Origin of the sequence: Burkholderia sp. TSV86, from assembly GCF_001522865.1 — a bacterium.
Lineage (GTDB): Bacteria > Pseudomonadota > Gammaproteobacteria > Burkholderiales > Burkholderiaceae > Burkholderia.
The window spans coordinates 25,054-35,607 of sequence record NZ_LOWB01000046.1 but is presented as its reverse complement, the minus strand read 5'-3'; the positions used below and the strand labels follow the sequence as shown (position 1 = coordinate 35,607).

The 10,554-nt window shown below is 64.8% G+C and carries 10 protein-coding genes; 9 read left to right on the top strand and 1 reads right to left on the bottom strand.

Features of this window, described 5'->3' with window-relative positions; genetic code table 11:
• The first annotated feature begins 137 nt into the window (after positions 1-137).
• The 7 genes from WS68_RS07935 to WS68_RS07905 all read left to right on the top strand — a co-directional run bounded on the left by WS68_RS07935 (position 138) and on the right by WS68_RS07905 (position 5,816).
• Positions 138-641, top strand: coding sequence for an OmpH family outer membrane protein (locus WS68_RS07935; RefSeq protein WP_059513538.1), 504 nt, complete (start codon positions 138-140; stop codon positions 639-641).
• A 13-nt stretch (positions 642-654) separates the two neighbouring features.
• Positions 655-1,767, top strand: coding sequence for a UDP-3-O-(3-hydroxymyristoyl)glucosamine N-acyltransferase (lpxD, locus tag WS68_RS07930; protein ID WP_059570270.1), 1,113 nt, complete (start codon positions 655-657; stop codon positions 1,765-1,767).
• Positions 1,768-1,890: 123 nt separating this feature from the next.
• On the top strand, positions 1,891-2,358 hold the full coding sequence (gene fabZ, locus WS68_RS07925) for a 3-hydroxyacyl-ACP dehydratase FabZ (protein WP_059570269.1): 468 nt from the start codon (positions 1,891-1,893) through the stop codon (positions 2,356-2,358).
• 63 nt (positions 2,359-2,421) lie between these two features.
• The gene (gene lpxA, locus WS68_RS07920; protein WP_059570268.1) at positions 2,422-3,210 is read left to right on the top strand and encodes an acyl-ACP--UDP-N-acetylglucosamine O-acyltransferase; all 789 of its coding nucleotides are present in this window, start codon (positions 2,422-2,424) and stop codon (positions 3,208-3,210) included.
• A gap of 4 nt (positions 3,211-3,214) precedes the next feature.
• Entirely contained in the window at positions 3,215-4,384 is a 1,170-nt protein-coding gene (lpxB, locus tag WS68_RS07915; protein ID WP_059570267.1) for a lipid-A-disaccharide synthase, read from the top strand.
• Positions 4,384-5,031: a ribonuclease HII gene (gene rnhB, locus WS68_RS07910; RefSeq protein ID WP_059570266.1), complete on the top strand. Its 648-nt coding sequence runs from the start codon at positions 4,384-4,386 to the stop codon at positions 5,029-5,031. The genes lpxB and rnhB overlap by 1 nt, the downstream gene beginning before the upstream one ends.
• A complete protein-coding gene (locus WS68_RS07905) occupies positions 5,028-5,816 on the top strand; it encodes a TrmH family RNA methyltransferase (protein ID WP_059570265.1) in 789 nt (262 codons plus the stop codon). Before rnhB ends, WS68_RS07905 begins: the two co-directional genes overlap by 4 nt.
• A 116-nt stretch (positions 5,817-5,932) precedes the next feature.
• Here WS68_RS07905 and ppsR read toward each other — a convergent pair whose 3' ends face one another.
• Positions 5,933-6,748: a posphoenolpyruvate synthetase regulatory kinase/phosphorylase PpsR gene (gene ppsR / locus WS68_RS07900; RefSeq protein ID WP_059570264.1), complete on the bottom strand. Its 816-nt coding sequence runs from the start codon at positions 6,746-6,748 to the stop codon at positions 5,933-5,935.
• Between the two features lie 246 nt (positions 6,749-6,994).
• On the opposite strand from ppsR, the gene WS68_RS07895 reads away from it, so the two are divergent.
• Both WS68_RS07895 and ppsA read left to right on the top strand, forming a co-directional pair.
• Positions 6,995-7,726: a phytochelatin synthase family protein gene (locus WS68_RS07895; protein WP_059570263.1), complete on the top strand. Its 732-nt coding sequence runs from the start codon at positions 6,995-6,997 to the stop codon at positions 7,724-7,726.
• A gap of 421 nt (positions 7,727-8,147) precedes the next feature.
• Positions 8,148-10,547, top strand: coding sequence for a phosphoenolpyruvate synthase (gene ppsA, locus WS68_RS07890; RefSeq protein WP_059570262.1), 2,400 nt, complete (start codon positions 8,148-8,150; stop codon positions 10,545-10,547).
• The last annotated feature ends 7 nt before the right edge of the window (positions 10,548-10,554 follow it).

Below are 10,554 nucleotides of genomic sequence, written 5' to 3'. Positions count from 1 at the left end.
CTTCCCGCTGCAGAAGCACACCGGCGACCAGTATCAGAAATTCCAGTTCCAGATCGGAACGGCCTTCTGATCGGATCAGACTGACTACAAGCATCGAGAGGGTAATCTTGCTAACCGCTAAGTTTTCGAAACGACTGATGGGCGCGCTGGCGCTTGTCGCTGCGCTCGGCGTGTCGCTTGCGCATGCGCAGGACGTTGCGCGCATTGCTGCTGTCAACTCGGATCGGATCCTGCGCGAGTCGGCGCCCGCGAAGGCCGCGCAGACCAAGCTCGAAGCCGAGTTTGCGAAGCGCGACAAAGATTTGCAGGACATGGCCGCTCGTCTGAAATCGATATCCGACGCGCTCGACAAGAACAGTTCGTCGCTGTCGGCGAACGACCGTGCGCAGAAGCAGCGCGATCTCGCACAGCTCGACACCGATTTCCAGCGCAAGCAACGCGAATTCCGCGAGGATCTGAACCAGCGCCGCAATGAGGAGCTCGCGGCGGTGCTTGACCGCGCGAACAAGGTGATCAAGCAGATTGCCGAGCAGCAGAACTACGATCTGATCGTGCAGGAAGCGGTCTACGTGAGTCCGCGCATCGATATCACCGACAAGGTGTTGAAGGCGCTTGCATCGCCGTCGGCCGGGTCGAATTGAGGAGCGCGGGGTCATGGCATTGACGCTCGAGGCGCTCGTCGCGCGATTTGGCGGCGAGATCGTCGGCGACGGCCGACATGAAGTCGGCTCCCTTGCTCCACTTGATCAGGCGGGCCCGAAGCAGCTCGCGTTTCTTGCCAATCCGAAGTATCTGGCGCAAGTCGAGGCGACCGGCGCAGGCGCGGTGCTGATCGCGCCGCGCGATCTCGAGAAACTCGGCGCGGCCGCGAACGGCCGCAATTTCATCGTGACGGCGAATCCATACGCGTATTTCGCGCGTGTCGCGCAGATGTTCATCGATCTCGCGGCGCCGCAGCGTGCAGCGGGCGTGCATCCGAGCGCGAACGTCGATCCGGCCGCGCAGGTTGCGGCGAGCGCCGTGATCGGCCCGCACGTCACGGTCGAGGCGGGCGCGGTGATCGGCGAGCGCGTGGTGCTCGACGCAAACGTGTTCGTCGGCCGCGGCACACGGATCGGCGACGATTCGCATTTATACCCGAACGTCACGATTTATCACGGCTGCGTGCTGGGCGCTCGCGCGATCGTCCACTCGGGTGCGGTGATCGGCTCGGACGGCTTCGGCTTTGCGCCGGATTTCGTGGGCGACGGCGACGCGCGTACCGGTGCGTGGGTGAAGATTCCGCAAGTCGGTGGCGTGACCATCGGTGCGGATGTCGAGATCGGCGCGAATACGACGATCGACCGCGGTGCGATGGCCGATACCGTCATCGACGAATGCGTGAAGATCGACAATCTCGTGCAGATCGGCCACAACTGCCGGATCGGCGCGTACACGGTGATCGCCGGCTGCGCGGGCATCGCGGGCAGCACGACGATCGGCCGCCATTGCATGATCGGCGGCGCGGTCGGCATTGCCGGGCACGTGACGCTGGGCGATGGCGTGATCGTTACCGCGAAATCGGGCGTGTCGAAATCGCTGCCGAAAGCGGGCATCTACACAAGTGCGTTTCCTGCTGTCGAGCACGGCGACTGGAACCGGAGCGCGGCGCTCGTGCGCAACCTCGACAAGTTGCGCGACCGGATCAAGGCGCTCGAGACCGCACTGGCCGCACGGGAACACATTGAACAGGACAGCGCCGCACGAGGCAACGACACCGGCGCATAGCACGGCGTCGACCGGGCGCGCTGGGTGCCGCCCCGGCCGGTCGACTGAACCGCAGGCCGCCTCTTCAGACGCGGCCCGCATTCGCATTCATCACCGCGCAGGCATTGCGTGAGACGAACCACTATGAGTACTGAAAAAATCAATTTCGACATCCACAAGATTCTCTCGCTGCTGCCGCATCGCTATCCGATCCTGCTCGTCGATCGCGTGGTCGAACTCGAACCGCACAAGTCCATCAAAGCGATCAAGAACGTTTCGATCAACGAACCGTTCTTCCAGGGGCATTTCCCGTCGCGACCGGTGATGCCGGGCGTGCTGATTATCGAGGCGCTCGCGCAGGCGGCGGCGCTCCTGACGTTCGCCGAGGAAGAGCAGCGCAATGCGGAAAATACGCTGTACTACTTCGTCGGCATCGACGGCGCGCGCTTTAAGCGCGTCGTCGAGCCGGGCGACCAGTTGATTTTGAACGTCACGTTCGAGCGCTACATCCGCGGTATCTGGAAGTTCAAGGCGGTCGCGGAAGTGGATGGCAAGGTCGCGGCGGAAGCCGAACTGATGTGTACCGTCAAGGCGGCCGACTCGGCGCCCTGAACGCCGCCCGACGCATGCCGCACGGCAACGCAACGCGACTTACACATTGAGAGGCAACGGCGCATGAGCAGGATTCACCCCACGGCGATCGTCGAGCCGGGCGCGCGGATCGACGAAACGGTCGAAATCGGCCCGTATGCGATCATCGGGCCGAACGTGACGATCGGCGCGCGGACCACGATCGGTTCGCACAGCGTGATCGAAGGCCATACGACGATCGGCGAGGACAATCGCATCGGCCATTACGCGTCGGTCGGCGGTCGTCCGCAGGACATGAAGTATCAGGGCGAGCCGACGCGGCTCGTGATCGGCGATCGCAACACGATCCGCGAATTCACGACGATTCACACGGGCACCGTGCAGGATGCCGGCGTCACGACGCTTGGCGACGACAATTGGATCATGGCCTACGTGCACATCGGGCACGACTGCCGGGTCGGCAGCCATGTGATCCTGTCGAGCAACGCGCAGATGGCGGGCCATGTGCAGATCGGCGACTGGGCGATCGTCGGCGGGATGTCGGGCGTTCACCAATTCGTGCGGATCGGCGCGCATTCGATGCTGGGCGGTGCATCGGCGCTCGTGCAGGATGTGCCGCCGTTCGTGATCGCGGCGGGCAACAAGGCCGAGCCCCATGGCATCAATGTCGAGGGGCTGCGTCGCCGCGGCTTCTCGCCGGATGCGATCTCCGCACTAAGAAGCGCATATCGGCTGCTGTACAAGAACGGCCTGTCGCTCGACGACGCGAAAGTCCAGCTGCGCGAACTCTCGCAAGCGGGCGGCGACGGCGACGCGGCCGTGACGGCGCTCGTCGATTTCGTCGAGACGTCGCAGCGCGGCATCATTCGCTGACGCAATGGCGTTCCAACCCACCTCGTCGCTGCGCATCGCGCTCGCCGCCGGCGAGCCGTCGGGCGATCTGCTCGGCGCGTCGCTGCTTGAAGGGCTGCATGCGCGGCTTCCTTCGCCGTCCCGCTATTACGGGATCGGCGGGCCACGGATGATGACGGCCGGGTTCGATGCGCATTGGCCGATGGAAAAGCTTGCGGTGCGCGGTTACGTCGAGGCGCTCAGGCATATTCCCGAGATTCTGCGCATTCGCGGCGAATTGAAGCGGCAGTTGCTCGCCGAGCCGCCCGACGCGTTTATCGGCATCGATGCGCCCGATTTCAATTTCGGCCTCGAGCATGCGTTGCGCGGTGCGGGCATTCCGACGATCCATTTCGTCTGCCCATCGATCTGGGCTTGGCGCGGCGGCCGGATCAAGAAGATCGTCAAGGCCGTCGACCATATGCTGTGCCTGTTTCCGTTCGAGCCCGAATTGCTAGAGAAGGCCGGTGTCGCGGCGACGTTCGTCGGCCATCCGCTCGCCGACGAAATTCCGCTTGAGCCTGATATGCACGGCGCGCGAATCGCGCTCGGCCTGCCGGAAAGCGGCCCGGTAGTCGCGGTGCTGCCGGGCAGCCGCCGCTCGGAGATCGAGCTGATCGGGCCGACGTTTTTCGAGGCGATGGCGCTGATGCAGCAGCGCGAGCCGGCTTTGCGTTTCGTCGTGCCGGCCGCCACGCCGATGTTGCGCACGCTGCTGCAACCGCTCGTCGACGCGCATCCGCAGCTTTGCGTCACGCTGACGGAGGGCCGCGCGCAGGTCGCCATGACCGCTGCCGACGCGCTTCTCGTGAAAAGCGGCACGGTGACGCTCGAAGCGGCGCTGCTCAAAAAGCCGATGGTGATCTCGTACAAGGTGCCGTGGCTAACCGGCCAGATCATGCGCCGCCAGGGTTATTTGCCCTATGTCGGCTTGCCGAACATTCTCGCGGGCCGCTTCGTCGTGCCTGAGTTGCTCCAGCATTTCGCAACGCCGCAAGCGCTCGCCGACGCGACGCTCACGCAATTGCGCGACGACGCGAACCGCCGGACGCTGACTGAAATCTTCACCGACATGCATTACACGTTGCGGCAGAACACCGCGGCGCGCGCGGCCGAGGCGGTCGCGCGCGTGATCGACAACAGGAAGCCGCGCTGATGGCGACGACGCGAAAACCTCGCAGCACCCCAACCGGCGCGGATCAACCGGCGCTCATCTTCGATGCGCCCGACGAGATCGTCTGCGGCGTCGACGAGGCAGGGCGGGGGCCGCTGGCCGGCCCGGTCGTCGCGGCCGCGGTGATTCTCGATCCCGCGCGCCCGATCGAAGGGCTCGACGATTCGAAGGCGCTGTCCGCGAAAAAGCGCGAGCGGCTTTATGACGAGATCGTCGCGCATGCGCGCGCCTATTGCGTCGCGTCGGCGAGCGTCGACGAGATCGACACGCTCAACATCCTGCATGCGACGATGCTCGCGATGAAGCGCGCGGTCGAAGGGCTCGCGCTCACGCCGACGCTTGCGAAAATCGACGGCAATCGTTGCCCGACACTCGCGGTGCGCAGCGTCGCGATCGTCGGCGGCGACGCGCTCGTGCCGAGCATCTCGGCCGCGTCGATCCTCGCGAAAGTCACGCGCGACCGAATGCTCGCCGATTTGCACGAGCGCTTCCCAATGTACGGTTTCAACGCGCACGCCGGCTATGGCACGCCGCAGCATCTCGCCGCGCTGCGCGAGCACGGGCCGTGCGAGCATCATCGCCGCTCGTTCGCGCCGGTGCGCGCGGCGGCGCTCGATTCCAGCCGATGAAAGCGGTCACTTCGCGCGACAATCCGCTGTACAAGCGCCTGAAGGCGCTGGCGGGCTCGGCTCACCAATTGCGGCGCGGCGGTCAGGCGCTTCTCGAAGGGCTGCATCTGGCCACCGCTTATCTGGACGCGCTCGGCCAACCCGAGCTTGCCGTCTTCACCGAAGGCGCACTCGCGCATCCGCAGGCGCGCGCGATCGCCGGGCGGATCGAGCCCGCGCGGCTTGTCACGCTGCCCGACACGCTGTTCGGGCAATTGTCGGACGTCGTCAACGGGATCGGCGTGCTGCTGCTCGTCGCGCGGCCCGCGCCGGAGTTGCCCGAGCGAATCGAGCGCACGTCGGTCGTGCTCGACGGCGTGCAGGACGCGGGCAACGTCGGCTCGATCCTGCGCAGCGCAGCGGCCGCCGGCGTGACGCAGGTGTTTTGCGCGCCGGGGACGGCATACGCGTGGTCGCCCAAGGTGCTGCGCTCGGCGATGGGTGCGCATTTTCTGCTCGATATTCACGAGGGTATCGATGCCGACGTGCTGATCGGGCGGCTCGCGGTCCCGATCGCATTGACCGATTCGCACGGCGCGCGCGCGCTCGACGACTGCGATTTGTCGGGGCCGCTTGCGTGGGTATTCGGCAACGAAGGCGCGGGCGTGTCGGTGCGCTGGCGGCAAGCGCAGGCGCTTCGCGTGACGATTCCGCAGCCAGGCGGCATGGAATCGCTGAATGTCGCGGCGGCGGCGGCCGTTTGTCTGTTCGAACAATGCCGGCAGCAGCGCGTGCGCGGCGCGTGACGCGGCCGGCGCGGCATGGCTTGGCGGGTTCTACGCGGCTCGGATCGACGCGGCGCAAAGCCGCGCGGCTTGCGTCGCCGCGCATCTGTCGGGCCGCCTCCGATGCCGCTTCAGCTTCAGTATGATTGCCGCTCGAGCTTGATTTCCTGCAGGATCGTCGTTGCGATTTCCTCGATCGACTTGTGCGTCGACGACAGCCACTTGACCCCTTCGCGCCGCATCATCGCCTCCGCCTCGTTGATCTCGTAGCGGCAGTTCTCGGGTGCCGCGTACTTGCTGCCAGGTCGGCGCTCGTTACGAATCTCGGACAGCCGCTGCGGATCGATCGACAGCCCGAATAGCTTGCTGCGATGCGGATGAAGCGGCGTCGGCAGCCTGCCTCGCTCGAAATCCTCCGGAATCAGCGGATAGTTCGCGGCCTTCACGCCGTACTGCATCGCGAGATACAGGCTCGTCGGCGTTTTGCCGCTGCGCGAAACGCCGATCAGGATCACGTCGGCGTCGGCGAGATTGCGGTTCGACTGGCCATCGTCGTGCGCGAGCGAGAAGTTGATCGCCTCGATGCGCGTCTTGTACTCCTCGGTGTCCGCGTTTTGATGGACGCGCCCCATCGCGTGGCTCGACTTGAGCTGCAATTCCTGCTCGAGCGGTTCGACAAAGCGCTGGAACATGTCGAGCACGAGCGCGTTCGAGCGCTTGACGGTCTCGTTCGATTCGCCGTCGACGAGCGTCGTGAACACGATCGGGCGGCGTCCGTCGTGTTGCGCGGCCTCGTTGATCTTCTCGACGGCCGTATAGGCTTTCTCGACCGAGTCGATGAACGGCACGCGTACGAGCCGGAATTTCTGGTCGAACTGGGACAGGATCGAATGCGCGAAGGTTTCGGCGGTGATCCCGGTGCCGTCGGAGACGATGAAAACGGTGGGTAGCATGGGTCGTTGCGTCGAGCGAGTATTGCCGGCCGGCCGCGGCCGGGAAGCGGCCATTCTAGCAAGGGCGCGCGCCGGGCGGTGTGCGGGCCCGGCCGCGCGCGCGAGTGCCGGGCTTGCATGGCGTCCCGGGCGCACGGCGGCGCGTGCGCCAGCTTTCACGTATGCTACGACGGCCCGGCCATGCCGGGCGGCGGACATTGACGCTTGCGCGTGCCGCAGGCGGATTGCCGATAACGGGAGAGGCCGATGATTCGAACGGTGCGAAACAGCTTCGCTGTCTGTGCGATAGCCGCGATGGCCGCGATCGCGCATGCGCAAAGCTTGCCGCTGCCGCCGGGGCTGATCGATCTCGGCAGCGCGGCCGGTGAGTATTTGCTGGCCAGGAGTGCCGCGCGCACCGCCTATGTGCCGCTCGGCAATCAATTCGTCACGCAGAAGACCGAGAGTTTTTGCGGCGTCGCGTCGCTCGTGATGGTACTGAATGCGCTGCGCGCGCCGGCGCCTGCGGCGGCCGAATATCCGCCCTTTCACTATTTCACGCAGGATAACGTCCTCAACGACGCGACCGAGCAGATTCGCCCGCGCACACTGATCGAACAGCGTGGGATGACGCTCGATCAGCTCGGCGCGATCGCGAATGCGCTGGGTCTTGCCGGTGCGGTGCGCCATGCGTCGGACGCGTCGGCCGACGCGTTTCGCGACGAAGCTGCCGCCGCGCTCGGCCGGCCGGGGCATTACGTGTTGGTTAATTATCTGCGCAGCCGGCTCGGCCAGCAGACGGGCGGCCATATCTCGCCGCTCGCCGCCTACGATGCCGGGGCCGACCGGTTTCTAATCCTCGACGTGTCCCGTTACAAATATCCGCCCGTCTGGGTGAAGACGGCGGATCTGTACGCGGCGATGAATACGCCCGATGCCGATAACGGCGGGCGCAGCCGCGGCTACGTACTGATCGACGGCGCGGCAGGCGTGCACTGACCGTCGTGCCGCCGTCCCGGTGGCGTCGGTGCGGCAGGGGCGATAGGTGCGGCAGGCGCCGCGCGCGGCCAAGCGGAGAACCCGGCGGGCCGGGCGCCGACACTGCGCGCTAGAGCACCAATGCAGGCCCCATGCGCCACATTGCGCAAGCGGCACGGTAGAATACCGGCAACCTGTTGGATAAGCCCTTGCGGTCCAGTGCGCGGTTTGGTGCCGTGTCATGTCGAGAAATCCCGGCAAATTCGGCGATTTGTCTGCTTTTTCGCCTTTCTGCCGGGATTTTTTACAAATTCGTCCGGCATTTGCGGGCTATCGCGAAGGCTTATCCGACAGGTTGTGCAATGCGCGCCCGCTTTTTGCAGGCAGGGCGCGTCCGAGCCCGTTTGCACGATCGAGCATTTTTTTCCACTTAGGGGCTTGTATGACTAACGCAGCAAACGTCGCAAAGGATCAGGCGTATGTAATTCCGTTCGAGCAGTTGCGAATGACCGATGTCGAGATCGTCGGCGGTAAGAACGCGTCGCTCGGCGAGATGATCAGCCAATTGGCCGAGGCAGGCGTGCGCGTGCCCACCGGTTTCGCGACGACGGCGCTCGCATTTCGCGATTTCCTCAGGCACAACAATCTGACCGAACGCATCGCGCAACGCCTCGAGTCGCTCGATGTCGACGACGTGAAGGCGCTCGCCGAAGCGGGCGCGGAAATCCGCCAATGGATCGTCGATGCGCCGCTGCAGTCGCGCCTCGAAGACGAGATCCGTGCGCATTTCGAAACCCTGAAGAACAGCTCGCCGGGCGAGTTGTCGTTTGCCGTGCGCTCGTCCGCGACGGCCGAGGATTTGCCGGATGCATCGTTCGCGGGGCAGCAGGAATCGTATCTGAACGTCGTCGGCATCGAAGACGTGCTCGACCGCATGAAGCACGTGTTCGCGTCGCTCTATAACGACCGCGCGATCTCGTACCGGGTGCATAAGGGCTTCACGCACGCCGAAGTTGCGTTGTCTGCAGGGGTGCAGCGCATGGTGCGCTCGGATGTTGGCGCGGCCGGCGTGATGTTTACGATCGACACCGAGTCCGGCTTCAAGGACGCCGTGTTCATCACGTCGAGCTACGGCCTGGGCGAGACGGTCGTGCAGGGCGCGGTGAACCCGGACGAGTTCTATGTGTTCAAGACCACGCTCGCACAGGGCAAATACCCGATCATTCGCCGCTCGATCGGCTCGAAGCTGATCAAGATGGAGTTTACGCAACCGGGCGAGCCGGGCCGCGTGAAAACGGTCGACGTGTCGCACGAGCAGCGCAACCGCTACTCGATCACCGACGAAGACGTGATCGAACTCGCGAAGTACGCGGTGATCATCGAGAAGCACTATCAGCGTCCGATGGACATCGAGTGGGGCAAGGACGGCCGCGACGGCAAGATCTTCATCCTGCAGGCGCGTCCGGAAACGGTGAAGAGCCAAGCGAGCGGCAAGGCTGAGCAGCGCTTCAAGCTGAAGGGCCAGTCGCAGGTGCTGGCGACGGGCCGCGCGATCGGCCAGAAGATCGGCGCGGGTCCGGTGCGCGTGATTCACGATCCGTCCGAGATGGAGCGCGTGCAGCCGGGCGACGTGCTCGTCGCCGATATGACCGATCCGAACTGGGAGCCGGTGATGAAGCGCGCGTCGGCGATCGTCACGAACCGCGGTGGGCGTACCTGCCACGCGGCGATCATCGCGCGCGAACTCGGCGTGCCGGCCGTCGTCGGTTGCGGCGATGCGACCGACGTGCTGAAGGATGGCGCGCTCGTCACGGTATCGTGCGCGGAAGGCGACGAAGGCAAGATTTACGACGGCCTGCTCGAGACCGAGGTGTCCGAGGTGCAGCGCGGCGAGCTGCCGGCGCTGCCCGTCAAGATCATGATGAACGTCGGCAACCCGCAGCTCGCCTTCGACTTCTCGCAGTTGCCGAACGCGGGCGTGGGCCTCGCGCGCCTCGAGTTCATCATCAACAACAATATCGGCGTGCATCCGAAGGCGATTCTCGAGTATCCGAACGTCGATGCCGATCTGAAGAAGGCGGTCGAGAGCGTCGCGCGCGGCCACGCGTCGCCGCGCGCGTTCTATGTCGACAAGCTGACGGAAGGCATCGCGACGATCGCCGCGGCGTTCTATCCGAAGCCCGTGATCGTGCGCCTGTCCGACTTCAAGTCGAACGAGTACAAGAAGCTGATCGGCGGCTCACGCTATGAGCCGGACGAGGAAAATCCGATGCTCGGCTTCCGCGGCGCGTCGCGCTATGTCGCCGACGATTTCGCGCAGGCGTTCGAGATGGAGTGCTTGGCGCTCAAGCGCGTGCGCGACGACATGGGGCTTGCGAACGTCGAGATCATGGTGCCGTTCGTGCGCACGGTGAAGCAGGCCGAGCGTGTCGTCGAACTGCTCGCGAAGTTCGGCCTGAAGCGAGGCGAAAACGGTCTGCGCCTGATCATGATGTGCGAGGTGCCGTCGAACGCGATCCTGGCCGAAGAGTTCCTGCAGCATTTCGACGGTTTCTCGATCGGCTCGAACGACCTCACGCAGTTGACGCTCGGCCTGGACCGCGACTCCGGCATGGAACTGCTCGCCGTCGATTTCGACGAGCGCGATCCGGCCGTGAAATTCATGCTGAAGCGGGCAATCAGCACGTGCCGCAAGCTCGGCAAGTATGTCGGCATTTGCGGACAAGGGCCATCTGATCACCCGGATTTCGCGAAGTGGCTCGCCGAAGAAGGTATCGCGTCGATTTCGCTGAACCCGGACACGGTTATCGATACATGGCAGGCGCTGGCGGCGAAACAGTAACGCGCAA

What these genes read in the sequence shown, in the direction of transcription:
- WS68_RS07935 (WP_059513538.1), top strand. Translation starts at nt 138, where the DNA reads ATGGGCGCGCTGGCGCTTGTCGCTGCGCTCGGCGTGTCGCTTGCGCAT.
- lpxD (WP_059570270.1), top strand. Translation starts at nt 655, where the DNA reads ATGGCATTGACGCTCGAGGCGCTCGTCGCGCGATTTGGCGGCGAGATC.
- fabZ (WP_059570269.1), top strand. Translation starts at nt 1,891, where the DNA reads ATGAGTACTGAAAAAATCAATTTCGACATCCACAAGATTCTCTCGCTG.
- lpxA (WP_059570268.1), top strand. Translation starts at nt 2,422, where the DNA reads ATGAGCAGGATTCACCCCACGGCGATCGTCGAGCCGGGCGCGCGGATC.
- lpxB (WP_059570267.1), top strand. Translation starts at nt 3,215, where the DNA reads ATGGCGTTCCAACCCACCTCGTCGCTGCGCATCGCGCTCGCCGCCGGC.
- rnhB (WP_059570266.1), top strand. Translation starts at nt 4,384, where the DNA reads ATGGCGACGACGCGAAAACCTCGCAGCACCCCAACCGGCGCGGATCAA.
- WS68_RS07905 (WP_059570265.1), top strand. Translation starts at nt 5,028, where the DNA reads ATGAAAGCGGTCACTTCGCGCGACAATCCGCTGTACAAGCGCCTGAAG.
- ppsR (WP_059570264.1), bottom strand. Translation starts at nt 6,748, where the DNA reads ATGCTACCCACCGTTTTCATCGTCTCCGACGGCACCGGGATCACCGCC.
- WS68_RS07895 (WP_059570263.1), top strand. Translation starts at nt 6,995, where the DNA reads ATGATTCGAACGGTGCGAAACAGCTTCGCTGTCTGTGCGATAGCCGCG.
- ppsA (WP_059570262.1), top strand. Translation starts at nt 8,148, where the DNA reads ATGACTAACGCAGCAAACGTCGCAAAGGATCAGGCGTATGTAATTCCG.